Source organism: Magnetovibrio sp. PR-2, assembly GCF_036689815.1.
Lineage (GTDB): Bacteria > Pseudomonadota > Alphaproteobacteria > Rhodospirillales > Magnetovibrionaceae > Magnetovibrio.
The window spans coordinates 146,681-171,910 of sequence record NZ_JBAHUR010000003.1 but is presented as its reverse complement, the minus strand read 5'-3'; the positions used below and the strand labels follow the sequence as shown (position 1 = coordinate 171,910).

General features: G+C 54.9%; 23 protein-coding genes. 11 read left to right on the top strand and 12 right to left on the bottom strand.

Annotation, left to right across the window (positions count from 1 at the left end; genetic code table 11):
* Positions 1 to 39 precede the first annotated feature (39 nt).
* The 5 genes from V5T82_RS05660 (at position 40) to V5T82_RS05640 (ending at position 5,798) form a co-directional block, all read left to right on the top strand.
* Entirely contained in the window at positions 40 to 1,431 is a 1,392-nt protein-coding gene (locus V5T82_RS05660; protein WP_332894638.1) for an aspartate aminotransferase family protein, read from the top strand.
* 184 nt (positions 1,432 to 1,615) lie between these two features.
* On the top strand, positions 1,616 to 2,827 hold the full coding sequence (gene hemA / locus V5T82_RS05655) for a 5-aminolevulinate synthase (RefSeq protein WP_332894637.1): 1,212 nt from the start codon (positions 1,616 to 1,618) through the stop codon (positions 2,825 to 2,827).
* A gap of 133 nt (positions 2,828 to 2,960) precedes the next feature.
* Positions 2,961 to 4,361 (top strand): lipase family protein, encoded by a 1,401-nt coding sequence (locus tag V5T82_RS05650; RefSeq protein WP_332894636.1) that lies wholly within the window; start codon positions 2,961 to 2,963, stop codon positions 4,359 to 4,361.
* Between the two features lie 100 nt (positions 4,362 to 4,461).
* Positions 4,462 to 5,016 (top strand): hypothetical protein, encoded by a 555-nt coding sequence (locus tag V5T82_RS05645; protein ID WP_332894635.1) that lies wholly within the window; start codon positions 4,462 to 4,464, stop codon positions 5,014 to 5,016.
* Positions 5,013 to 5,798: an SDR family NAD(P)-dependent oxidoreductase gene (locus V5T82_RS05640; RefSeq protein WP_332894634.1), complete on the top strand. Its 786-nt coding sequence runs from the start codon at positions 5,013 to 5,015 to the stop codon at positions 5,796 to 5,798. The genes V5T82_RS05645 and V5T82_RS05640 overlap by 4 nt, the downstream gene beginning before the upstream one ends.
* Here V5T82_RS05640 and V5T82_RS05635 read toward each other — a convergent pair.
* Complete coding sequence (locus V5T82_RS05635; RefSeq protein WP_332894633.1) at positions 5,795 to 6,280, bottom strand: Hpt domain-containing protein; 486 nt, start codon at positions 6,278 to 6,280, stop codon at positions 5,795 to 5,797. The genes V5T82_RS05640 and V5T82_RS05635 overlap by 4 nt on opposite strands.
* Positions 6,281 to 6,319: 39 nt before the next feature.
* A complete protein-coding gene (locus V5T82_RS05630; protein ID WP_332894632.1) occupies positions 6,320 to 6,886 on the bottom strand; it encodes a response regulator in 567 nt (188 codons plus the stop codon).
* Positions 6,887 to 7,194: 308 nt separating this feature from the next.
* Between V5T82_RS05630 and uvrA the strand changes: the two genes are divergently transcribed.
* The gene (uvrA, locus tag V5T82_RS05625) at positions 7,195 to 10,059 is read left to right on the top strand and encodes an excinuclease ABC subunit UvrA (RefSeq protein ID WP_332894631.1); all 2,865 of its coding nucleotides are present in this window, start codon (positions 7,195 to 7,197) and stop codon (positions 10,057 to 10,059) included.
* Here uvrA and V5T82_RS05620 read toward each other — a convergent pair.
* The gene (locus V5T82_RS05620; RefSeq protein ID WP_332894630.1) at positions 10,043 to 11,599 is read right to left on the bottom strand and encodes a CYTH and CHAD domain-containing protein; all 1,557 of its coding nucleotides are present in this window, start codon (positions 11,597 to 11,599) and stop codon (positions 10,043 to 10,045) included. The two genes, uvrA and V5T82_RS05620, sit on opposite strands and share 17 nt — an antisense overlap.
* 196 nt (positions 11,600 to 11,795) lie before the next feature.
* Between V5T82_RS05620 and V5T82_RS05615 the strand changes: the two genes are divergently transcribed.
* Positions 11,796 to 12,212, top strand: coding sequence for a bacteriohemerythrin (locus tag V5T82_RS05615; RefSeq protein WP_332894629.1), 417 nt, complete (start codon positions 11,796 to 11,798; stop codon positions 12,210 to 12,212).
* Here V5T82_RS05615 and V5T82_RS05610 read toward each other — a convergent pair.
* The gene (locus V5T82_RS05610; protein ID WP_332894628.1) at positions 12,209 to 12,652 is read right to left on the bottom strand and encodes a rhodanese-like domain-containing protein; all 444 of its coding nucleotides are present in this window, start codon (positions 12,650 to 12,652) and stop codon (positions 12,209 to 12,211) included. The genes V5T82_RS05615 and V5T82_RS05610 overlap by 4 nt on opposite strands.
* Before the next feature lie 121 nt (positions 12,653 to 12,773).
* Here V5T82_RS05610 and trmFO point away from each other — a divergent pair, with 121 nt between their 5' ends.
* Together trmFO and V5T82_RS05600 are read left to right on the top strand one after the other, a co-directional pair.
* The gene (gene trmFO, locus V5T82_RS05605; protein ID WP_332894627.1) at positions 12,774 to 14,156 is read left to right on the top strand and encodes a methylenetetrahydrofolate--tRNA-(uracil(54)-C(5))-methyltransferase (FADH(2)-oxidizing) TrmFO; all 1,383 of its coding nucleotides are present in this window, start codon (positions 12,774 to 12,776) and stop codon (positions 14,154 to 14,156) included.
* A 63-nt stretch (positions 14,157 to 14,219) separates the two neighbouring features.
* Positions 14,220 to 14,987 (top strand): sulfotransferase domain-containing protein, encoded by a 768-nt coding sequence (locus V5T82_RS05600; protein WP_332894626.1) that lies wholly within the window; start codon positions 14,220 to 14,222, stop codon positions 14,985 to 14,987.
* On the opposite strand, the gene V5T82_RS05595 is transcribed toward V5T82_RS05600, so the two are convergent.
* A complete protein-coding gene (locus V5T82_RS05595; protein WP_332894625.1) occupies positions 14,988 to 15,869 on the bottom strand; it encodes an alpha/beta hydrolase in 882 nt (293 codons plus the stop codon).
* Between the two features lie 131 nt (positions 15,870 to 16,000).
* Here V5T82_RS05595 and V5T82_RS05590 point away from each other — a divergent pair, with 131 nt between their 5' ends.
* Positions 16,001 to 18,619 (top strand): ankyrin repeat domain-containing protein, encoded by a 2,619-nt coding sequence (locus V5T82_RS05590; RefSeq protein WP_332894624.1) that lies wholly within the window; start codon positions 16,001 to 16,003, stop codon positions 18,617 to 18,619.
* Between the two features lie 2 nt (positions 18,620 to 18,621).
* Here the strand turns inward: V5T82_RS05590 and V5T82_RS05585 are convergent, their stop codons facing one another.
* The gene (locus tag V5T82_RS05585) at positions 18,622 to 19,392 is read right to left on the bottom strand and encodes a squalene/phytoene synthase family protein (protein ID WP_332894623.1); all 771 of its coding nucleotides are present in this window, start codon (positions 19,390 to 19,392) and stop codon (positions 18,622 to 18,624) included.
* A gap of 157 nt (positions 19,393 to 19,549) precedes the next feature.
* Here V5T82_RS05585 and V5T82_RS05580 point away from each other — a divergent pair, with 157 nt between their 5' ends.
* Positions 19,550 to 20,134 carry a superoxide dismutase gene (locus V5T82_RS05580; RefSeq protein ID WP_332894622.1) on the top strand — a complete coding sequence of 195 codons (585 nt, stop codon included), beginning with the start codon at positions 19,550 to 19,552 and terminating at the stop codon, positions 20,132 to 20,134.
* A gap of 51 nt (positions 20,135 to 20,185) precedes the next feature.
* Here V5T82_RS05580 and V5T82_RS05575 read toward each other — a convergent pair whose 3' ends face one another.
* The 6 genes from V5T82_RS05575 to yajC all read right to left on the bottom strand — a co-directional run bounded on the left by V5T82_RS05575 (position 20,186) and on the right by yajC (position 25,153).
* Positions 20,186 to 21,226 (bottom strand): lipid A deacylase LpxR family protein, encoded by a 1,041-nt coding sequence (locus V5T82_RS05575; RefSeq protein WP_332894621.1) that lies wholly within the window; start codon positions 21,224 to 21,226, stop codon positions 20,186 to 20,188.
* A gap of 113 nt (positions 21,227 to 21,339) precedes the next feature.
* The gene (locus V5T82_RS05570; RefSeq protein WP_332894620.1) at positions 21,340 to 21,768 is read right to left on the bottom strand and encodes a hypothetical protein; all 429 of its coding nucleotides are present in this window, start codon (positions 21,766 to 21,768) and stop codon (positions 21,340 to 21,342) included.
* 9 nt (positions 21,769 to 21,777) lie between these two features.
* Positions 21,778 to 22,149, bottom strand: a complete 372-nt coding sequence (locus tag V5T82_RS05565) for an Mth938-like domain-containing protein (protein ID WP_332894619.1) — start codon at positions 22,147 to 22,149, stop codon at positions 21,778 to 21,780.
* 11 nt (positions 22,150 to 22,160) lie between these two features.
* Positions 22,161 to 23,096, bottom strand: a complete 936-nt coding sequence (secF, locus tag V5T82_RS05560) for a protein translocase subunit SecF (protein WP_332894618.1) — start codon at positions 23,094 to 23,096, stop codon at positions 22,161 to 22,163.
* A gap of 16 nt (positions 23,097 to 23,112) precedes the next feature.
* Complete coding sequence (gene secD / locus V5T82_RS05555) at positions 23,113 to 24,696, bottom strand: protein translocase subunit SecD (protein ID WP_332894617.1); 1,584 nt, start codon at positions 24,694 to 24,696, stop codon at positions 23,113 to 23,115.
* A 61-nt stretch (positions 24,697 to 24,757) separates the two neighbouring features.
* Complete coding sequence (gene yajC, locus V5T82_RS05550) at positions 24,758 to 25,153, bottom strand: preprotein translocase subunit YajC (RefSeq protein WP_332894616.1); 396 nt, start codon at positions 25,151 to 25,153, stop codon at positions 24,758 to 24,760.
* Between the last annotated feature and the right edge of the window lie 77 nt (positions 25,154 to 25,230).

The window sequence follows — 25,230 nt, the reverse complement described above, 5'->3', positions numbered from 1 at the left end:
TTAAATCTCAATACCAATTCCAACAGCACAGAGGCATTGATGTCTTCTCCCCTGTCCAATTCCACGGCTGAACGCGATGTGGAAAGCCTGATCCACCCCTACACCAATCTGAAAACGCATTTGCAGCGCGGGCCATTGGTCATTTCACGCGGCGAAGGCGTTAAGGTGTATGGCGAAGACGGCACCGAATATTATGAGGCCATGTCGGGCCTGTGGTGCACATCTTTGGGCTGGAGCGAGAAGCGCCTCGTCAAAGCGGCCACGGATGCTATGGAGAAGTTGGCGTTCTATCACACCTTCACCCACAAAGTTGCAGATGTGACCGTAGACTTAGCTGAAAAGCTGCTGGACATGGCGCCGGTCAAAATGGGTAAGGTGCTGTTTGCGAACTCCGGCTCCGAAGCCGTCGACACCTCAGTCAAGCTGGTGTGGTACATTAACAACGCACGTGGACGGCCCCAAAAGAAAAAGATCATCGCGCGGCAAAAAGCCTATCACGGTGTGACCGTTGCGGGTGCGAGCCTCACAGGCCTGGCGCCCTGCCAAAACGATTTTGACGTCCCCATCGCCGGTATCTTGCACACCGCCTGTCCGCATTATTATCGCTTTGGCGAAGACGGTGAAAGCGAAGAGCAATTCGCCACCCGCATGGCCGATGAGTTGGAACAGCTGATTTTGGCCGAAGGCCCCGACACGGTCGCCGCCATGTTCGCAGAACCGGTCATGGGGGCGGGCGGCGTCATTGTGCCGCCCGCCACATACTTCGACAAAATCCAGGCGGTCTTGAAAAAGTACGACGTGTTGCTGATCGCCGACGAAGTCATCTGCGGTTTTGGCCGCACGGGCAACATGTGGGGCTCTGAAACCTACGACATCAAGCCCGACATGATGACCATGGCCAAGGCCCTGTCGTCGGCGTACTTGCCCATTTCCGCCCTGATGGTGAGCGACGAAATTTTTGCAGACATGGTCAAACAAAGTGAAAAGCTGGGCGTATTCGGCCATGGCTACACCTATGGCGGCCACCCGGTGGCCTGCGCTGTGGCTTTGGAAACGCTTAAAATCTACGAAGAACGCGATATTGTCGGCCAAGTGCAAGCCATTGCGCCCACCTTCCAGGCGGGATTGCAAGCCTTCGCCAACCATCCCTTGGTGGGCGAAGTGCGCGGTGTCGGCTTGGTGGGGGCCGTTGAACTGGTCAAAGACAAAGCCACCAAAGAAAGCTTTGAGCCCGCCTTGGGCGTCGGGGCCATGACCGTCAATTTCATGCAAAACAACGGCGTGATTGGCCGGGCCATGGGCGACAGTCTCGCCTTTTCGCCGCCTTTGATTATTTCCGAGGCTGAAATCGGTGAAATGCTGTCTCGATTTGGCAAAGCCTTGGACGAAACATTGGAATGGCTCAAGTCCGAGGGCCATTTCGCCCAGTAGATGCCCCATTCTTGCCCCAATCTGAGATAAAAGTGGCAAAAACAACACAGATTTATGTGCAAATTGTTGCTCTGAATCCTATGATTCGAGTAAGATAGCCGACCAAAAAGAACACAGCAGGCAAAGTGGTAGAGACCTCCCCGCGTTTTGACACGGCCACTCACCTGCCCTTGCGGAGGAATCCATGAACTACGAACAGTTCTTCGCCGACAAAATTGCGGACCTGAAAGCAGAGGGCCGGTATCGCGTTTTTGCCGACTTGCAACGCCAAGCGGGGAAATTCCCCTCAGCCATGGTGCACAGGGACGGAGAGGTCAAAGAGATCACCGTGTGGTGCTCCAACGACTACATGGGCATGGGCCAAAACCCGGACGCCATTCAAGCCATGCAAGACACGGCGGGCGGTTACGGTGTCGGTGCGGGCGGCACACGCAACATTTCTGGCACCATGCACGAACACGTGCTGTTGGAAGAAGCCCTGGCCGATTTGCACCAGACCGAAAGTGCTCTGCTGTTCCAGTCCGGCTGGATCGCCAACCTGACGACCTTGTCGACGGTCGCGTCCATGTTGCCGGACTGCGTGATCATTTCGGACAGCAAAAACCACAACTCCATGATCGAAGGTATCCGCCACTCGCGTGCGGAAAAACACATCTTCCGCCACAACGATATGGAAGACCTGGAAAACATCCTCAAAACCATCGACCCATCCCGTCCGAAATTGATTGCCTTTGAAAGCGTTTATTCCATGGACGGCGACATCTCCCCGATCAAAGACGTCTGCGATCTGGCCGACAAATACGGTGCCATGACCTTCATCGACGAAGTGCACGCCGTGGGCCTTTATGGTCAGCGCGGTGCAGGCGTTGCGGAACGCGACGGCCAAATGGATCGCATCACCATCATTCAAGGCACACTGGCCAAAGCGTTTGGTGTGGTCGGCGGCTATATTGCCGGCACCAAAGCCATGTGCGACTTCGTGCGGTCTTATGGTACGGGCTTTATTTTCTCAAGCTCCATGCCGCCGGCTGTGGCTGCGGCTGCGCGCACCAACGTGAACCACTTAAAAGAACACAACGAACTGCGCGAACGTCACCAAGAACGCGCCGCAACGCTGAAAAAGCGCCTTAAGGACGAAGGGCTTCCGGTGATGGACAGCGTCAGCCACATCGTGCCCATTTTGGTCGGTGATCCGGTGCTATGCAAACAAGCTTCGGACGATTTGATGGAACGCCACAACATCTATGTACAGCCCATCAACTACCCGACCGTGGAACGCGGCAAAGAGCGCCTGCGCTTCACGCCGACCCCTCACCACACCGATGAGCATATGGATGCACTGGTGGCGGCGTTGAAGGAAGTCTGGGGCCGATTGGGGCTTAAAGCGGCGGCTTAACCTCCACCCTTTCCAAAAAGCGGCCCCAATATGGGCCGCTTTTTATTGTGCACCACAAACACTCTATAGGTGCATGACTCTCACCTCAAGTCGATTTATGATTACACAGCGAGGTCTAAAGGGAGGTTAGAGCATGCTACTTTTATTCGTTCACGGCTGGAGCGTCACCAACACGGAAACATACGGCCAAATGCCGGAACTGATAGCCGCACGCGCCAATGCAGCAGGGTTGGAGATCGAAATTCAACACATCTACTTGGGGCGTTACATCAGCTTTGACGATGAAGTCACCATGAACGATGTGGTGCGCGCGTTCGACACGGCGTTGCGCAACGACATTCCGGTCAACAAACGGCTGACCAAATCGTTTTCCTGCATCACGCATTCCACCGGTGGTCCGGTCGTGCGCGAATGGATTGAACACTATTACCCCGGCGGCAAAGGCTGCCCCCTGGATCACCTGATCATGCTGGCCCCGGCCAACCACGGATCGCCTTTGGCGACCCTGGGCAAAGCCCGCGTGGGGCGCATCAAAGCCTTCGTAAATGGGGTCGAGCCCGGGACCAAAATTTTAGACTGGTTGTCTTTGGGCAGTGAAGAACAGTGGGAACTCAGCGAAAAGTACTTAACGTGCGACTACCCCAATCAAGGTGTTTACCCGTTTGTGCTCACAGGTCAAACCATTGACAACAAGCTCTACGATTTCCTCAACCGCTACTTGGTAGAAGAAGGATCGGACGGCGTTGTGCGCGCATCTGGCGCCAACATGAACTACACCATGATCACGCTGACGGAAGATCACAAAGACGTGCCCGTCAAAGTGCGCCAAGGCTGGGACACGCTCTCGGTCCGGCCTTTGGTACCGCAAGAGCCTCACTCACCCCAGCCCAGCCCCTTCGGTGTGGTGCCGAACGCCAGTCACTCCGGCGACAAAATTGGCATCATGCTCAGCCCAACCACCGCAAACTCAAACCAACGCCCCGTAATCAACCGGATTATGAATTGTCTGAAGGTCACAACCCCAGACGCATACTCAAAATCCATCAGTGCCTTTAAACGGTTGACCACCGAAACCCAAAGAGACGAGCTGGATGGGCAGCGTTACACCACATTGACGTTCCGTATTCGCGACGATGCTGGCAATCCGATTAACGACTACGACCTGTTTTTGTTGGGTGGTCCCAACTTCAAACCGGACAAGTTGCCCAAGGGCTTTTATGTGGACGACCAACAAAACAAGCTACACAAAAACCATCTGATTTATTACGTCAATTACGATGTGATGACGCGTAAGAATACCAATCTCGGCATCCGGGTGGTGGCGCGCCCCAAAGACGGCTTGGCGTATTATCAACCTGTCGAATTTAAAAGCGACAGCTTGAAGTTATCGAAGTTCTTCCAGCCCAACCAAACGCTCTACATCGACATTGTCATCCATCGCCGGGTCAAACGCGATGTGTTCCGCCTCGATGACGCCACAAAAGACCGTGTGGACTTCAAAAAAGGACCGCGTTCGAAAGAAGAAATCGACTAAGGCATTCACACACGCTGTTATTTTGCGGCTCCTCCCCTGGTGACCGGGGGGGAGCTGTTCTATATAATGCCTAGGATTCTCTCGGAGGTGCTTGCCTTTCATGTTTGCCGACAACACCCTTACGCCCAAAGAAGCGATCCGGCTTTGTGCGCTGGGCACGTTGGCGCTTGCGCCCACGCATCTGCGCTATAGCGAGCTGGCAAACGCCATTCGTCACTTCACCAGCCGCATCACCGGGCCGTCCCTGGACATTATGGGCACGTCCATTGAATTGCTGAAGTTCGAAGGCTTGGTGGAGCCCGTCAACGGTGTCGGTATGGAAGACGATGCCCAGCTGAAGCTTACCGATAAAGGCGTGGCGGAACTGAACGCGCTGATGACATCTCGCATTCGCTCTGCGGGGGGAGAAGTCAACAAACTCATCACCACCCTGAAACTGAGGTTCTTGCACCTCATTGAATTCCAAGACCAATTGGAACAAGCCGACATTTTGATCGAAAACTGCGAAACCGAGCTGGCGCGTCTGGACGACTTGCGCGCGTCCTATGGCGATGCGCCTGGCTATCTTGCTGTGTGGCTGGACCACGACATCGAACAGTTGGAAGCCCACCTGGACTGGCTGGAAAGCTTCCGAGAAAGTTTGGACATCCCATGACCAAAACCATTCTCATCACCGGAGCCACCGACGGCATCGGTTTGGAAACCGCAAAGATGTTGGCGGCGAACGGCCATCAGGTCTTGGTGCACGGACGCAGCCCGGCAAAACTGGATGCAACGCTTGAACTTTTGAACGACAATGCCGAAGGCTATTTGGCGGACCTCTCCAACCTGTCAGAAGTCGAAGCCCTCGCCGCCGCGGTCATGGCGAAGCACGACACACTGGACGTCTTAATCAACAACGCAGGCGTTCTCAAAACGCCGAACACAACGACAGAGCTGGGTATTGATGTGCGTTTTGTGGTGAACACCATTGCGCCCTATCTGCTGACAAAACGCCTGATGCCGGTCTTGGGGAAAGGTGCGCGCATCGTCAACCTGTCCTCCGCTGCCCAAGCGCCGGTTGATCTCAACGCGCTGAGCGGGCAGTCCCAATTCGACGACGACATGACGGCTTATGCACAAAGCAAGCTTGCCATCACCCAGTGGACACGTGCCTTGTCCGACATGGACCCGCTGATCGTCTCGGTCAACCCGGGCTCTTTACTGGGGTCAAAGATGGTCAAAGAAGGCTTTGGTATGGAGGGTAAGGACATCGGTATAGGCGCAGACATCTTGGTGCGCGCAAGCCTCAGCGACGCGTTCTTAGGCCACGCCGGTGAATACTTCGACAACGACCTAGGCCACTTCGCGCCCCCTCATGCGGATGCGCTGAACGATGCTAAATGCCAAGAGATTGTCGCCGCACTAGAGACCATCCTAAAAGAGGTTGCGGCTTAAACCTTGTCGCCCACGAGGCTTAGCCCCATCAACAGCTTGCGGCCTTCGTCACCGCCATCGCCTTTGAGTTCTTTAACGATGATCACACGCATGGCGTCGATGTGCACGCGAACCATGCCGATTTCACGCGGCGTGACTTGATCCATCTTTTCCACCAAGCGGCAAAGCTGGTCCCCAATGGCGGTCATCAGGTCGTAGCCGAAGCTGCCGCCTTGGCCTTTCATGTCGTGGGCGATTTGGAAAACGTTATCCAACAAGACCTTCGGATCTCCCTCGCCTTTGACCATTTCTTCATAGGCCGCTTCCATGCGCACGAGGTCTTCTTGCACCCACGTCAGGTAATCATCGGCTAAATTGGCGATAACGTCCTCTGCCTTGGCTAAGGCGTCGAGATCAACGGCACCGGGACCGCCCTTGTCGACTTTATTTTGCAAAGTCTGCGGCGGTCGAATGACTTGAGCTTGCGGTTTATCGTCTGACATCTACGTTGACCCTCAGGATTTTTTTTTGCCTTTACGCCTCTAGCCGTTCAGCAAGGCGTTAATTTCATCTTGCGACATTTCCGAAGCATCCACTTCGCCACCGCCCTGGTCCGCCATTTCGTCTTTGCGGCGTTCCGGCCCATTGTAGTTGGGGCTTTGTTTACGACGACGGTCAGGACCGAAGTACAAACCGGCACGCACAAATGGACGCGGGTTTTCAATGATCGAGCGGATACGCGTATACAATTTTTTGGCCGAAATCGGCTTGGCAAGAAATTCATGAACACCGCTGTCGCGGGCTTCCATCACACGGTTCATTTCCGTGTGACCGGTCAGCATGATAATCGGCACAAACGGATTTGGGCTGTCGGAACCGGTGCGCACCATGCGCACAAAATCCAAGCCGTCCAACGGCGACATGTTCCAGTCACAGATAATCACGTCCGCCGGGAAATGGCGCAGTTCCTTGAACGCATCGGCCCCATCCGAAGCGTCCAGAACGTTCTTAACTCCCAGCGCGTGCAAGATGCTCTTGACCAGAGCTCGCATGTGCTTGTTGTCATCGACAATCAGAAAGTTAAGTCGCGACAAGTTATAATCAGACATACATACTCACATTCAACGCACCGCGTTAGAGCTTGCCCGATGACTGAAACCAGCCAAAGAACAGGGTAACCCACTCGTCCACGGTGTTTTATTTCCCCACCAGGTCGCAGCTATAGCTACGTAACCTCCCTGTCTAAGCTATTCTCGCTATTTAGGCGCTGCAAATCCAGTGGTTTTTGCCAGTTTTCCACGGATATCCAAAAAACCTACGAATCCCCCCCTTTACGGGCACTCCGGATGGGTCTAAATGTGGCACAAGCGCTTTAGAAACACTCAAATTTACCCAAAAAGTCAAAGAATCATCCCCCATGCAAGATTTCATCCATGTCAGCGGCGCGCGCGAACACAATCTCAAAGACGTCGAGGTGCAAATCCCCCGCGACAAACTGGTGGTGATTACGGGGCTTTCGGGCTCGGGCAAGTCGTCCCTCGCGTTTGATACGATTTATGCCGAAGGCCAACGGCGCTACGTCGAAAGCCTGTCGGCTTATGCGCGCCAATTTTTGGAGCTGATGTCTAAACCGGACGTGGACTTGATCGAGGGTTTGAGCCCCGCGATCTCCATCGAACAAAAAACCACCAGCCGCAACCCGCGCTCCACCGTGGGCACCGTGACGGAGATTTACGACTACATGCGCCTGTTGTGGGCGCGGGTCGGCGTTCCTCACTCCCCCGCTACGGGGTTGCCCATCGAAAGTCAGACCGTGAGCCAGATGGTCGACCGGGTCATGGATATGGAGCCGGGCACGCGTTTGTTGTTGCTGGCCCCCATCGTGCGCGGGCGCAAGGGTGAATACAAAAAAGAAATCAAAGAGCTCGCCAAAAAGGGCTTCCAACGCGTCAAAGTGGACGGCGAGATCCATGACATCGAAGACGTGCCGACCCTGAACAAAAAGGTCAAACACAACATCGAAGTCGTGGTCGACCGTGTCGCCGTCAAAGAAGGCATCGAAACCCGTTTGGCCGACAGCTTTGAAACCGCGCTAGCCCTTGCAGACGGTCTTGTGTTTGCCGAAGACGCAAAGACCGGGGATCAAACCACCTTCTCGGCCAAGTTTGCGTGTCCGGTATCCGGCTTCACCATTGATGAGGTCGAACCACGCCTGTTTTCGTTCAACAACCCGTTTGGCGCTTGCCCGTCGTGTGACGGTTTGGGCACGGAGATGTATTTCGACCCGGAACTCGTCATCCCCGACGACCGCCTGACGCTGGCCCAAGGCGCCATAGCACCGTGGGCAGGGTCCAGCTCGCCCTACTACACCCAAACCCTAGACAGCTTGGCTGTGCATTACGGGTTTGAGCTGCAAACCGCCTTTGCCGACCTGCCGAAAAAAATCCAAAAGATGGTCTTGTACGGCACCGACGGTGAAGCGGTGACCATGCGCTACGACGACGGGCGCAAGAACTACCAAGTCACCAAACCGTTCGAAGGCGTGATCCCCAACATGGAACGCCGCTGGTTGGAAACGGACAGCAACTGGGTGCGTGACGAATTGGGTAAGTACCAAACCGTCACCAATTGCGAAGCCTGCGGCGGGCACCGTTTGAAGCCTGAAGCCTTGGCGGTCAAAATCAACACGCTGAACATTTCCGAAGTCACCGACATGTCCATTGCCGACGCGGCCAAGTGGTTCAAGACGTGTCACAAGGACATGACCAAACAACAGCGCGAAATTGCACGACGTATTTTGCGCGAAATCAATGATCGTTTGGGCTTCTTGGTCAATGTGGGTTTGGAGTATCTAACCCTATCACGTGCGTCCGGCACGTTGTCGGGCGGTGAAAGCCAGCGCATCCGTCTAGCGTCGCAAATCGGTTCAGGGTTAACGGGTGTGTTGTACGTCTTGGACGAGCCCAGCATCGGCCTGCACCAACGCGACAACGACCGCTTGTTGGAAACTTTGCAGCGTCTGCGCGATTTGGGCAACACGGTGATCGTGGTTGAACACGACGAAGACGCCATCCGCACCGCAGACTACCTGTTGGACTTAGGCCCCGGCGCGGGTGTGCACGGCGGCGAAGTCATTGCGCGCGGCACCCCCGACGAAGTCATGGCCGAGCCCAAAAGCCTCACGGGACAATACCTAACGGGTGTCAAAGAAGTGCCGCTTCCCGCCAAACGGCGCGTTGGCAAAAAAGACCAATACATTTCCATCATCGGGGCCGAAGCCAACAACTTGCAAAAGGTCAATGTGGACATTCCCCTGGGCACATTCACCTGCGTCACGGGCGTGTCGGGTGGCGGCAAGTCTTCACTGGTCATCGAAACGCTCTACAAAGCCTTCGCGCGCCGTCTTCACGGTGCACGTCTGCATGCGGGTGAACACGAACGCATCGACGGGATCGAGCTCATCGACAAAATCGTCGACATCGACCAATCCCCCATTGGCCGCACACCGCGCTCCAACCCCGCCACCTACACCGGTGCGTTCACCCCCATCCGCGAATGGTTCGCGGGCCTGCCGGAATCGCAACGGCGCGGGTACAAACCGGGGCGGTTCAGCTTCAACGTCAAGGGGGGACGCTGCGAAGCCTGCCAAGGCGACGGCGTGCTTAAGATCGAAATGCATTTTTTGCCCGACGTCTATGTGGAATGCGACGTGTGTAAGGGCAAGCGTTATAACCGCGAAACCCTGGACATCGAATTTCGCGGCAAGTCCATCGCCGACGTCTTGGACATGACCATCGAAGAAGGCCTTGAGTTCTTCAAAGCTGTCCCCTCAATACGGGACAAGCTCTCGACCCTAAACCAAGTGGGCCTGAGCTACATTCACTTAGGCCAACAAGCCACCACGCTCTCGGGTGGTGAAGCGCAACGCGTCAAACTTGCCAAGGAACTGTCCAAGCGGGCCACGGGCAAAACGCTCTACATCCTGGACGAACCCACAACGGGTCTGCACTTCGAAGATGTGAACAAGTTGCTGGAAGTGCTGCACACCTTGGTCGATCAAGGCAACACCATGATCGTCATCGAACACAATCTGGAAGTCATTAAGACTGCCGACTGGATTATCGACCTCGGCCCCGAAGGCGGTTCCAAAGGCGGCAAGGTGATCGCCGAAGGCACGCCTGAAGCCGTGGCTAAGGTGAAGAAAAGCTATACAGGTCAATACTTGGCGCCATATTTGAAAAAGCGCGCTGCGAAGAAAAAAGCCGCTACCAAAAAGGCTTAATCTTCACAAAAGCGGTCCACGCTTTGATCAATTCGTCTTCGCGCAGGGACTGGGCGTGCATGTACCAGCCGTCCACCATGCCGGACGCACGCTTGATTTGGCAAAGCTCGTCTCCGCTCAAGCCTTCGGCCAGTTCGTCCATCAGGCGTTCCGCCGTGGCCAAATCGTTTAAGTGGCCTAAGCTTTCTTGCAGCCCCTTCAACGCCTTCAAATAGGCTTTGGTGGTTTTTTTCGGGTACAGCTCGGCAAAGAACGAAGACGCATACCGCGCTTTTTTAATGGCGATGCGCAATTCGTGACGCTGCTCGATGCTGAGGCTCTCAATCCCCTTCCCGGTTTTCAAAAGCTCCCCATGACGCTTTGCCAACACGGATTTGGCGGTCACGGTTGCGGGCGCGGCGAGCTTGGCTGGGACTTTGCCCTGCTTTGTCCACCCCGACGTTGCCACCCAATACAAGCTGTCGGTCAGGGTCTTGGCGTAGTCCGCACTTAAAATCATTTTATGCGCGCTTGCGTAAGCTTCCGCTTGCTTGGCCTTTGCCAGCGTTTCCATCAAAGCCAATGCTGGTGCATTTTCAAATCCGCGTTGCACATCGCCTAAGACTTCGTCCAAGAACACATCCCAATCGCGCGCCGGGCCTAAGGCATTGCCGATGGCTTTGATGTGTTGGGACAGGTCTTCGAACGAACCTTTGGGCAAAATCTTTTTGTACGTCGTTAAGACCGAACGCATGCGGCGGCTAGCGACGCGCATTTGATGAACGCCTTCGATGTGGCTACGTTCCAGCACACAGTCTTCGTTGACGATGAGGTGTTTTAAGCCTTCCAGCATGGCGGAGCGCAACACCTGTTCGGCAGAGACCTTTTTGGGCAACGGTGGATGCGCGGCTGCAAACCAAGGCGCCCCATTGCCTTCGAACAACACATGACCACGGTAGGCCTTGGTGCGTGATGATAAGCGGCCCGGCACGATGGTGGTGATCAGGCGTGCAAGCTCCAACAGCTCCGCGTCCGATCCGGACACCAGTTCCAACTCCAACTCGTAAAGCTGCGTGTCCCGCCCTGCCGCCATGACCTTGCCTTGATCAAGCTCGCACAAAATTACACTGCCACCGGGCATGGTGATCTGGCGGGTTTGACGGCGGATGTCGGTGCTGTAAATGGGCCCGAGGGATTTAAGGTCGATCCCCTTAAGATACGGTTTAACTTCTTTTTCCTTGGTGAGGTCGTCAAAGTCCAGCTCTTGGCTCAGCACCCGCCATTCCCATTCATGGCGAGCAAAGCCTGTGGCTGATTTGCCGGGCGCAGCAGCCTTGAGGCACTGTACAAACGCACGACCTTCTTTGCGCACCCGCAAGGCCACGCCTTTTTGGGCGAGCGTTTGATCGGGTGTGTCATAATATGTGGCTTGAAGAGGTTTGGAGCGTGTCCGCGCCGTCTGCAGCGCCTTAATTTCCGGCGCCCGCGCAAATTTGCGCGCATCGGCTGGCGTCAGTTCGAACTTCAGTTCGACTTCCAAGTTGGCAGGTAAATCACCCAAGTCCACACCCAAACACCGTTTATCTTGTGTGAATCTTATCACCATATGCACACTACGTCATATGAAGTTTTGCATATGTCACAACAAATAATCTTATTCAGTTCCGATACGTTATTGTTATTTCTGAAGAGATTCTTATGCGATAATGAGTCTATGGGCGTGATCAAAACTACGATTAGGAAGGAGCCAGACAATCATGACGATACAAACCCTTGAGTGGTCGGATAAGTTTTCCGTTGATATCGTTTCCATTGACGAACAGCACAAAGAGCTGATTGACTTGTCGCAAGAACTGCTCAATGTCTTATCGACGGACGATGTTCCTCTCAGCGAAAAGCAAACGGCGTTCAAGGCTTTGGTTGATCACGCTTTGGATCACTTCGCCTACGAAGAACGCGTCATGCATAACATTGGCTATCCGGACCTAGACGCCCATATTCTTGAGCATAACGACTTGCGCAAAGAAATCGATGCCATTGCTTCTGACGTCTTGGACGGCAAAGGGATTGAAGACTGGAAAGGCTTGGTCAGCATGGTTCAGGTCTGGGTGTTGCGCCACATCATGCACACTGACATGGGCATCCGCGACTTCATCCGGCGTGAAGACGATTAAGTTTTATAAGCTACAGGATAGCCTGCCCGATTCCAGCGGCTCATACCCCCGCCCATAATCATCAAGTTCTTGAAACCATTTTGGAACAAAACCCGCGCCGCGCCCGGTGAGCGGTTGTCGGTGCGGCACGTCACAACGATGGGATCGTTTTTATAGGGCTCCAACTGCTCGCCCAAATCCTTGAGCTTCACATGAAGGGCTGAGGCATCTAGGTTCAATGCCCCCGGGATATGGCCCAGATTTCCGGTAAATTCACCTGCCGTGCGCACATCAATAACCAACAAGTTTTCGCCCGCATCCATACGCCGTTTGACGTCATCGGTGCTGACGAACGGAATGCCCAGCATCTTCGCCTTGATGCGCGGCAGAAAACGCAAAAACACAAACGCCATGACGGCGATTAAAACGAATTTGAATGTGTCGGTCTCGAAATTTTCCACGTTTGTGGCCCTCTCCCAGTTTTGGTCTCACTGTTTTGCCTTTGAGGTAGCCTCCAACCCACCGTTCTGTCAAGTCACGCAACCGTTGCAAGGTGCGCCTAAGGGGACTATGTAGGGCCCCATGACTGATACATCTTCATCCCCTATTCACGTGATCGGCGGCGGCTTGGCCGGTTCTGAAGCCGCTTGGCAAATTGCACAGGCGGGCATTCCCGTGGTGCTGCACGAAATGCGCCCCAACAAAATGACCCCCGCCCACCAAAGCGGTGGCTTGGCAGAGCTGGTGTGTTCAAACTCTTTGCGCGCCAACGACCACACGGCCAACGCCGTGGGCCTACTGCACGAAGAAATGCGGCGGATGGGATCGTTGATTATGCAGGCGGCGGATGAAAACCGCGTCCCCGCAGGCGGCGCATTGGCCGTGGACCGTGACGGCTTTTCCGCCAGCGTCGAAACCGCGCTCAAAGATCACGATTTGATCACCATTGATCGTGAAGAGGTCCAGGACTTAAACGCGCTGGACGGTTTTGACGTCATCGTCGCCAGTGGCCCGCTCACCTCTGACGCTCTGTCCGGTTCTATTCGGGAGCTCACAGGGGCTGAGCACATGTCGTTCTTCGACGCCATTGCGCCCATCGTCTACAAAGACAGCATCGATTTCGACAAAGCCTGGTTCCAATCGCGCTATGACAAGGGCACCGGCACCGATTACATCAACTGCGCCATGAACAAAGAGCAGTATCAGGCCTTCATTGACGAAATCCTGGCCGCCGAAAAACAAAGCTTCAAGGGCTGGGAACAAGACACCCCGTATTTCGAAGGCTGCCTGCCCATCGAAGTCATGGCCGAACGCGGGCGCGAAACCTTGACCTTTGGCCCGATGAAGCCCGTGGGTCTCACCGATCCCAACAATCCTGACCGGCGGGCCTACGCCATCGTCCAGCTGCGCCAAGACAACGACTTGGGCACACTTTGGAACATGGTGGGGTTTCAAACCAAGCTGACGTATGGCGAGCAAAAACGTATTTTTTGCACCATTCCAGGGCTGGAAAATGCCGAATTTGCCCGTTTGGGCGGCATGCACAGAAACACGTTCATCAAAAGTCCCGAGCTGTTGGACGAACATCTGCGCTTGAAATCGCGGCCCTCCATCCGCTTTGCCGGGCAAATCACAGGCTGTGAAGGCTATGTGGAAAGTACGGCCATCGGCCTTTTGGCCGGATTGTTCGCAAGTCGCGAACGTTTGGAGCTGTCCATCACCCCGCCGCCGGGCATTACGGCTTTGGGCGCGCTGTTGGGCCATGTGACAGGTGCTGCGGACGCTGAAAACTACCAACCCATGAACATCAACTTCGGCCTGTTTCCCCCGGCCGAAATCGACGAGCGCCCGCCAGAACTCAAAGGCAAGCGTTTGAAGAAGTCCGAGCGCAAAAAAGCCCGCAAAGCCGCTGTTTGCGCCCGAGCCCTTGAGGCCGTCGAAGACTGGAAAAATCAGCACTCTTGACTGGTTTTTTGATTCAGAATCGATCAATAATCCCTCAACATCAGTTTCAAGGGATTGTTTTCTATGGAAGTCCAAGTCTTTCAGCCCGGCATGGTCCGGCCAACAGCCGCTGTTATCAGCCATGAACGCTCCGGCACCCATTTTTTGATCAACACCCTGAGTGCATCTTTCAATTATTTACCGGTCGACAATCGTTTGGACGTTGATACGTACACGGTGAACATCAACTTCTTTGCGCCCGAAGCCATTCTTGAGTTTTTCAACCAAATCAAACAGCACAACGTGGCAAACGTTCTAAAAAGTCACCATTCTGCCGATTTTCTTGAGCCCGTGATCGAAACCGCTGTGGACACGTGCGCAATACTCTACATCTACCGCCATCCGCGCGATGTGATGCATTCCATGTGGCGCTTGTTGAAGAACTACACGTGGCACGAAGGCCCCGTCTGCCCCACGCCCGCAGACATGATGCGTGCCCAACCCGAGGGCCACTTGATGCGCTATCAAATGTATCAAGCTGAAAATATGTTGCACCGATGGGACAGGCACGTGAACGGCTGGTTCGATCTGGCTGAAAAGTACGGATCGCGCGGCAAAGGGATCCACTTGGTGCGCTACGAAGATCTGCGTGATGATTATGAAGGCACAGTGAAAAAGCTGGGAGCAGACGCCATTGGGTGCGCGCCCACCAGCCTGATCCCCCCCAACAAAATTGAAGGCGTGATCGTTCCCCAAGCCATGGACAGCACCAAGATCGAATGGCAAGACGAAGATCTCAAGTACATTGAAACCACGTGCGCCAAGACTTTGGAGCGTCTGGGTTATTCCTGATTATTGCAAAAACTCAGCAATCGCGTCGGCCGCATCCTCGGCATAAAAATCGAGGAAAAAGTGATCCGCGTCTTCAATGACGGAAAGCACCACTTTGCCGGCATCCGCAAGCGGTTGGACCTCTTCGATCAAGCCCTTGACGATGGTGTCCTCCGTCCCGGCGATGACCAATGTCGGTTTAGACATCATCCCCATCAGTTCTGGCGTATGACGCCGCGCATCGGTTTCGTAATAGCTTATGAAGGCTTCGGCTGTGATATCCGCGCCAGGACAATAGAGATACCCTGCCCCCGCCATAAACGCCGCCCCCTTGCCAGCGTCCACCAAGGCCTGCGCTTGGGCTAAAACATCTGATAGGGCCTTGGTGTGGCGTTTTTGGAAGCTTTGGGCCGCGCGCTCTTGCGTCCAGATTGCGGGTGCGATCAAAATAATTTTAGACACGACCTGTTCATTTTCACGCGCGCCATACCATGCCGTTTGATTTCCACCGCGCGAATGCCCGGCCAAGACAATGTCTGTTGCCCCTTCGCCCTTCAACCAGTTCACCCACAAACCAATTTCGTCCATGGCGTCATAGTGTTGGTGCACCGCAGGCGTTTTGCAGTCAAACATGCCCGTTCGATCACTGACGCCGAGGCTGAGGGTTGGTGCCAGCGAGCTATAGCCCCGCTCCGCCAACAGCGTTTGCAAAGTTGCGATAATTTCCATTTTGTTGTGCGCCAACGTGCCGTGGGTCAGCAAAATGATACGGTCGTTAACGGCCTTGCCTTCGGCTAACTCGAGACTCGCATTGAGCACCAAGCCGTCCGCATTCGTGATCTGAATATTCTGGGCTTTGGCAGCGGTGAAAGTCACAAACGTGAAAATGAGTGCAAAACTCATATTTTTCATTAACTTATTCACAACCAAGCCCCTTTACTCTGTTATGTTAGGTTCACTTTTTTAGGCCGTTCGCCTGCACTTCGTGGTATAGCAATAGCAAGAATTTGGCATATATATTTGGGGCAGGCTAGATGTCGGATTCTTTGGGAAAAAATCAAACGACCGTGACGCTAAACGTGAAGCACAAGAACACGCCAAATTTGGATACTGCACCAGGCCGTTTTTCAGCATGGCCTGGACGCAAACTGTTGTGCACAACGTGCCTTTTGGCCCTGTCAGTTGGCCCTTTCTCCACGCCAGGTGTATTGACGCCCAGCACGGCCCATGCGCAATCGAGCGTCAGCACCAGCGAAGCCCTGACCCAAGAGCTGTTTTTGGCCATAGAAAACCAAGATTTGGGCGGCGTTAAAAGCGCTGTGCAAAAGGGCGCAGATGTCGAAGCCCGCGACTTCACCGGTACCCAACCCGTGGACCTTGCCATCAGCCGCGGCTTTTTCAACATTGCGCACTACCTGATTTCCGTTCGAAACGCCAAACAAGCGGCGTTGAGCGGCACCCCTGTGCAGCCGGCACCCAGCCCTGAGGAATTGGCTCAAACACAAGACGAAACCCCAAATGGTTCCGCCGAATTGAACGAGCTGGATGACGTGTTGGGCGAAGCGCCGCCGCCGCCCGCACCCGCGCCCGTTGAAACGGTGATCGAGGACCCATTCGCCGTTACCCCGACACCAGAACCCGCCATTGACCCGTTCAGCACAGAACAAGCGACAAGCGAACTTCCAGTCCTTGGCGAAATTCAAGAGCCGCAAGCCATGCCAGCTGAGGCAGTGCCCTTTGGTGATGGTCTGGAAGGGTTTGATGAACCGCCGAAAGCTCTGAGCGCCGAAAACGAGCCCCAAAGCCCGCCCACGCCGGATGTGGAAGTGGTCGACAAAGCTCAAGACGTCTTGGCCGACACGCCAACGTCAAAACCCTTTGAACTGAACATCCAAGCCGAAGCCACTTTGCCTGCTGACGACTTTGTGGAGACACCCGACGTAGAAGCAGACTTGGCGCCGGTTGAAAAAGCCTCGGCCTTTAAGCGCTTTTTCACGACCTTCGGCGATTTCTTCAAACCGCCCAACATCACAGGCGTGGTTCACAAAAAACGTGAAACAAGCAACGAAGGCGCCGTTTCGGATGAAGAAATTCAGTTGCAGCTCAAACAACTTGATGAAGAGCGTGGCAACGAAATCATCAAAGGCCCGGCTGTGCCCATAACCCCCGAAGAACTGGCCAAGGAACTCCCTCCGATCGAGGGAATTGCCAACCTGACCCCGGAAGAGATTGCCGCTTTGCCGCATGACGGATCCAGCTTGCCGGCATATTCCGTCTCATCGCCGTCGAGCTCAGGCGCACCGCTCCCTGCCAACGAGGATGCCTTTGGCGACCTCACCATCGACGATGAAGTGGATGAGCCCACCCCCACGCCCTCATCCAATGCAGAAGAAGACAATCCATTTGGCGCACCGGAAGATGACCTATATGCCGGTGACGAGTTGGACATCAAAGAAGCCCCGGGCGTGCCCGGCAGAGCCTATAACCCATCTCTCCCATTTGGCGGTGGGGTAGACCCTCTTCTTTTGGATTTCTTGGGACTGAGCCTCGTCACCGGGCAAGAGTTGACCGGTGAAGAAGATGAAACGGCCCTACGTGAGATATTGTTAAAGGACCGCCCGATTTCGTTTGGAGAGGCTCAAGACGCAATTCTGGCCGAAGACGGAAATAAGGGGGCCCAAGCCGCTGGAGACGACAACCCCTTTGCTCTGCTCGATGATGCAAAAGAGCCCGAAATTTCTGATCTTCTGGAAGATTTGGACGGACCGAACGAGACCGCCAAGGCGGACGCTCCCACCTCAGACGCAACAGGTTCCGACAACCCGTTTGATTTGATTGAGGATAGCTCGACGTCCGGCAATGAAGATGTCGGCGAATTGGCCGACCTCTTGGCCCCCAACGGAGAAGGGGAAGAAGGCTGGGACGTTAAAGAGGTTGAAAACGCGGACATTCCCGATGAGATTTTTGTTCTCGCAGACCTGAAAGCCACGGGTGAGGCTTTGGACAATGTCGAGCTGACACTCGGCATCGATGTCGGCATCGGCAAAGAGTTGGACAAAGACCGCTTGAGGCTCATGGACCAAGACACCATTCGTCGTCCCTGCCTGGAAAAAGGTGGGCCAAACACCCTGTTTTGCACCGACAAGATCAACTGGCCGTTCGAGCTGGAAGAGATTTTTTTGGTCGACACAATCATGTACCAAGGCACACGCGCCATTGCGCGCTATGAAGCTGGGCAATCGATCAATTACCACACCTTGTTCCGCACAGACGCCTTTGAACAAGTCGTGGGCTATTACACGGAACGTTACGGCCAGCCGACCACCAAGATTGATCGCGCAATCGCCCCCTTGGCGGCGCCGCGCCAAGACAATCCGACCTTCATATGGCAGAGCCGCGAGGCCGGAACGGACACCATCGTCAATCTTGAAATCCGTAAGTTCGACGACGCCAAGGATGAAGGCTTCCCAGACACCAAGCGTGGCGTGATTATGCTGTATCGCAATCACGCAAAACCGATTTTCCCGATCCTGTCCCAACTCGAACTCATGGTCCTGAAAACCGAAGGGGTCGAGACGGCCTCTTCACCGTCTGGGGACGCGGAAGAAGGCCCCCCAACCGAAAACGCCGATCCGTCTTCCATCTGGAACTGACGTTAAAATCGCCCGCTCAGTTTCCCCCACCACAACGACAACACGACCCCCGCACCAGCCGGGGGTTCTTCTTGAACGGCCGGGTCCCAATTTAGTGTGGCTAAGCGCTTGAGATGACGGTCCGCCAAACGCGACAAGAGAACGCATGAAAGTGCCGCTTTGGGCACGCGGCATGTGCGCGCTAAGCTTAATCGTTCTTCAGCTTTGACCAAAACATCACGAACACCTACCCCTTTGGGCAACAAATCGCGTCCGCCGTCTTTGACATAAGGCAACGCGCGCATTATTCCGATCAAGGCCCAGGCGGTGCCCACATGGTGAGCCGCCTGGATTTGGGCTTCGGACTTCAAGCCCAACACAGCCGCCCAGATACCTTGCAAGCCACCACCCGACGCCTCGGCGTAACGGATCAAGGCCTCTAGATCAGCAGGCTTGCCCGCTTCCAGCTCAAACGTTCGGGCCTCGGCGAGCTTTTGCAATGCCTCTTGCTGTTCACCCAGCACACCTGCTGCACCCGCCAAGGCTATGGCCACAGGATGATTGGGCGGATCTCCAGAATAGATGCGGGGCATGGCGTCAATCCACCATTGCAGTTTGATCTGACCCAACATGGGCTCGCTGACGCCAAACGTGGCGTGGGCAAGCTCTTGGTTGTAGGCGATCAACGCCAAAAGTGTGTCCTGCACACCACCAGGGGCCATCAGCGCGGTTAAGTAACGCTCGCGGTCCATACGGCTCAAAGTCAGGACTTCGGGTGGGAAAGGGTCTGTCATCAAAGGGCCTTCATGCCTATACACAAAGGAAGATGACGCCTTTGCGAAAAATTGCAATCTTTTCACAATGACCAATTGAAATTTAGCGGGCACCCCCCATCTTTTGGACAGTCATTTAGAACTGTTTCAAACATTCATAACAGCAATGAGGTCCATTATGGCTTTTGAACTTCCCGATCTGCCCTATGCAAAAGATGCGCTTGAGCCGCACATGTCGGCCAACACCTTTGATTTCCACCACGCCAAACACCACAACACCTATGTGGTCAATTTGAACAACTTGGTGGGCGACACGGATCAGTCTCTTGAAGACATTATGAAAGAAACTGCGGGCGATGCGTCCAAGGCCGGTGTCTTCAACAACGCTGCACAAGTCTGGAACCACACGTTCTTTTGGAATTCCATGAAGCCCGGTGGCGGCGGCGCGCCGACCGGTGCCGTGGCTGACGCCATCAACGCAGCCTTTGGGTCCTATGACGATTTTGCCGAAGCCTTCAAAACCGCAGGGGCCACACAATTTGGCAGCGGCTGGGTCTGGCTGGCAGCCAAAGACGGCAAAGTCGAAGTGATCAAAACCCCCAACGCCGAGTGCCCGCTAACCGACGGTTACACGCCGCTGATTTGCTGCGACGTTTGGGAGCACGCATATTATCTGGATTTCCAAAACCGCCGCCCGGACTTCTTAAGCTCGTTCCTGGACAATCTGGTCAACTGGGACTTCGCCAACGCCAATTTAGGCTAAAGCGTCCCTTGATAAATCAAAAGCCCGGAGAATTCTCCGGGCTTTTTTTGTTTAGAATGCGTAAGAAAACGCGGCTTTGAGCAATTGATCGGGATCGCCTTGGGTTTCAAACTCTTCTGATCGCCACAAGTTGGTGACCGTGAAACGCGACGCCCCATACCCCACTTCGAAGCCCACTTGCACATCGACCACCAGCGGGTTGGTGTTGACCGACAGATTGTTGTCCGTAAACGTATTGCCGTCCAAGAACAGGTTGTGGGCAATTGCACGCACTTCCGAGCCCGCAAAAATGTTCCACGCCCAATAATCACCGTCTTGGGCAAATGTATTGGAGTTATAAAGCGGTCCCAAACGCGGGGCGCCATTGTCTTTGGTCAAGTGTCCACCGACACGCATGGTTCCTCCCAGCGCGCCGTATGTGAAGGCATTGCCCAAGGCCACACGCGCGTGCGGCATGAATTCCAAGTTTTCATCGGCCTGCGATTTCAGCAAGAAATAGCGCTCGGCCACTTCGTAAGAAACGTTGATAACGGGTTCATTGTCCAACTCATCCCACGCGGTCGAAGTCAGCCCAACCCAATCGTGTACAACTTCATGCACGGCTTCTGCGCCGGAAAGCGGACCGACGATGCCCACCGTCATAGCCACTGTATCGACCCGTTGGGAGTGGGTATCGACCGGATCCGCCAAGGACAGGCGTTCTTCATAGGCCAAGAAACCGGCGTGCGGGCGTTCTTTAAACCCAGCGTTTTTACGGGTTTCGTCCGGCATGAACGCCATTTGTTGCAGTGTCGAGCTCGATCGCACGGTGGCGTCGTCGCTGCTCCAGATCAGGTACTCTTTAATCGGGCGGAACCATTTGGGATTGGTGCGGTTCGGCGTATAGGAAATCCGCCAGGCCCACGACAGGTGACCGTCAGAGGTGTTCTCGCCAACGGTGGGGTCGAAGATGGGCTCGAACACGTCGGCGAACACGCCGCGGTCTTCGTTGGCAATTTCGAATTGGACAACACCACCTTCGTTCCCAGCCTGCGCATTTACACTGGCCAGACACAAAACTGCGCCCACAAATGTCGAAATTCTGGCTTTCACTTCAGCCCCTACGCGACCATAAAACCATAGCGCATTGATTCAACACGCTTTTACGAAGGCTAGACCATACCTGTTTTTGCCACAGGTTTGAAGCCTTTTTCGCAGGACTTATTCTAGGGCTTTTCCACCAAGCGGAACGTTGCATGACAGCCGGTGCAATTGGACATCAACACACCCAGATCTTCCAACACCATTTGCGGGCCAAATTCGGCGGCTTGCGCCAATTCGTCAAAGGCCAAGTGCGTGCTACGCCCCATTTGACGAAATTCCGGGGGCGCCATGCGCCCGACACCCAAACCGCGTTGACCGGGTTGACCATGATGTCCCATGCCATATTGGATTGCGGCCTCTTTCACAGCTTCCATGTCCCCCTCAGAGGTCGCCAAAACGATGTCCTGCACCGCTTCCAAAAAGCCCCGCATTTGCGTCAGCACCCGGTCGCGCTGATCTTTGCTCAGCTCGATCACTTGGCGATCGTCTACGGCCATGGCAGGCGACAGCCAAAGCACACAGCCCAAAAACGCGAACACAAAACGTTTCATCACTTTCCCCTACTCCACAGCAACAAGAGCCGCCGCGACGGGGCGCTCTTCAATGGCGAGAATATTGAACGTGCGGCACGCCGCCGCCGTGTCCATCCATTCCAAAACAATGCCGTGATCGTTCAGTTGAGCGCGAAGCTCTTCGGGGGCAAGGCAAAATTCGGGCCCGCACCCAACAACCAAAATCTCAGGCTTTGAGGGATGATCTATAACAGGTTTCAAACCTTCTAAGGTAATATCCCCAGACCACGCCACCGTCTCATTCAAAAACACCAAAACCGCGCCCGAATAGCTTTCGTGCGTGATGGTAAAGCCGCCATCGCCGTAGCCGTTGACGATTTGGCGGTCTTTGGGGACCTTCGGAGTGATGTCGAGCGACATGTCGAAACGCCTTAAGCGGTTTGTTCGATCTTGCTGTCTTTGTCTTCGTCTTCGCCGGAGCGACGTTCCACACCCAAGTGCAAAAGTAGCGGAACCGCCAAGCACACGGACGAATACGTCCCGATCAACACGCCCCAGATCATGGCGAACGCGAAGTCACGGATGATCTCACCGCCGAGGAAGTACAGCGCCACCAAAGCCAGCATGGTGGTCAACGACGTCATCACAGTACGCGACAAAGTTTCGTTGGCACTTTCGTTCAACAGCTCTTCCATGGGCTTGGTTTTGTACTTACGCAAGTTCTCCCGCACCCGGTCGAACACGACCACGGTGTCGTTGATGGAATAACCCGCAATGGTCAAAACAGCCGCCACAGTGGCTAGATTAAACTCCAGCCCCATCAGCGAGAATATACCGATGGTCGAAATCACGTCGTGGCTCAACGCCACAACAGCACCTAAGCCAAACTGCCATTCGAAGCGGAACCAGATGTAGACCAAGATCGCCAAGATGGCTGAGACCACAGCATAGACACCGTTCCAAAACAGCTCGTCGGAAACTTTCGGGCCGACCAGTTCGGTGCGACGGTATTCAACACCCTCGCCCAGGGCTTCCTTCACGGCTTTTACAGCCACTGCATTGGCTTTTTCGCCGCCCTCTTGCGCTTGGATGCGGATGAGAATGTCGTCAGGTGCGCCGAACTCTTGCAGTTCAACCGAGCCCAGGCCTAAGCCCTTCAATTTCACACGCATATCACCAATTTGGTTGGGTTCGGGCGTTTTCACTTCGATCATGATGCCGCCGGTGAAATCGATGCCGTAGCTCAAGCCCTTGGACAGGAACAGGCCGATGGAGGCCGCCGTCAAAATGACGGAGAACGCAAAGAAGATCATCCGGCGTTTCAAGAAGCCGAAGTCGGGATGTTCAGGGAGAAGTCTAATCCGCATGTCTAAAATCCTCTCCTCAAATCCGCAATGTCTGTGGGCGCGTTTTGCGCAACCACAAGACCACTTGGATGCGTGTGACCCAAATGGCGGTGAACATGGATGAAATGATGCCAATGGCCAGCGTCACGGCAAAGCCCTGCACCGGGCCGGAGCCGAACGCGAACAGCAACGTCGCTGCAATCAACGTGGTGATGTTGGCGTCGATAATGGTGCCGAACGCGCGTTTGTAGCCGTTGTCCACGGCAGACATAACACCGCGCCCAGTCTTGAGTTCTTCACGGATGCGCTCAAACACCAACACGTTGGCGTCCACCGCCATACCGATGGTGAGCACAATGCCCGCAATGCCCGGAAGTGTCAGGGTTGCCCCAAAGGCCGACAACATGGCGACAATCAAAATCATGTTGGTGATCAGCGCCACGTCGGCAAACACACCGAAGCGCCCGTAGTAGATCACCATGAACACGATCACCGCAGCCAGACCGATCATGGAGGCGATTTTGCCCGCCTCCACACTGTCTTGGCCCAGCCCTGGACCGACGGAGCGTTCTTCCAACACCGTCAAAGGTGCCGGCAGTGCACCAGCGCTCAGCAAAAGTGCGAGCTCTTTGGCGCTTTCCGTGGTGAACGTGCCTGACGTGATCTGCCCGGAGCCACCGGGGATAATGCCCTGAATGGTCGGTGCGCTCAGCACTTTGTTGTCCAAAACAATGGCAAACGGTTTGCCCAGGTTTTGGCGCGTAATGTCGGCGAACTTCTTGCCGCCCAAAGCATCTAAGCGGAAGTTCACCGCGGGACGGTTGGCTTCGTCAAAACCCAGCGAAGCAGACACCAACGTGTCGCCGCTCACCGCCACGCGTTTTTTCAACAAGTACATGCGTGGACGTCCTGCGCTGTCGTATTCGTCAATGGACGGCAGCAACATGGATCCCGGCGGAATACGCCCGGCCATGGCTTCGGCAACAGAGTTCTTGTGATCCAACAGATGGAACGTCAGCTTCGCCGTTTGACCCAAAAGTTTTTTGAGCTGTTCGGGATCGTCTTCACCCGGGACTTGCAGCAAGATGCGGTCTTCGCCCTGGCGGGTGATGGTGGGTTCTTTCACACCTTGCGGGTCAATACGACGGCGCACGATTTCGATGGACTGATCGACGGCTTGGATGCGGCGCTCTTTCAAAGCTTGCTCAGTCAAATTCATGGTGATCGAACCGTTGTCGCCCAAATCGGTTTCAAACCCAACGTCAAGACCACGAATGATTTCGTAAGCTTTTTCGGCGCGGCCTAAGTCCTTGATCATCACGGAAACGCCCGTGCCGCCAGCGCGAAGCCCGGTGTACCTAATCCGTTCTTTGCGCATTTCGGCGCGGATGGAATCCTTTAAGGCTTCCAAGCGTTCTTCCACAACCACACCGACTTCGACTTCCAACAAGATGTGCGAACCACCTTGCAGGTCGAGACCCAAACTGATTTGCTTGTTGGGCAAAACATCGGGAAGGTTGGCTGCCGTTTCTTCATCCAGCAAGTTGGGGGCCGCGAACGCGACGCCCAGCGCCAACAACAAGCCGACAACCGCGAGCTTCCATGTTTCAATCTTCAGCATGAGATGCCTTCCCTAGATGAGGGGTGTGTGAGAACTATCCGTCAAACGAAAGGGGCTGAGATCAGCCGCCCAGCAGCTTTTTCAAGCCGCCCTTCTTTTCGCCTTCACCCTTGTCGCCACCGGAGCCTGCGCTGTCGGCAGCTTCGGTTTTGGCTTCGACCGTCGCGATTGTGTCGCGCACAACGGTGATTTTGACGCCGTCGGCGATTTCCAGCTCAACGTCGTTGTCTTCGCGGACCTTGGTCACTTTGGCGACGATACCGCCACCGGTCACGACCTTGTCACCGCGACGCAACGTGCCTAGCATTTCCTTGTGCTTTTTCATGCGTTGCTGCTGCGGACGGATCAGCAGGAAATAGAACACCACAAAGATCAGCACCAGAGGCATCAATTGGGCAAAAAGGTCACCGCCACCGGCGCCACCGGCTGCTTGCGCATAAGCTTCGGAAATCAGCATAATGTACTCCTAGAACGCCCGGCTCATATGATTAATATCTTGGGGGCCGGGCCGTTGAAATTCGACTGCGGAATATA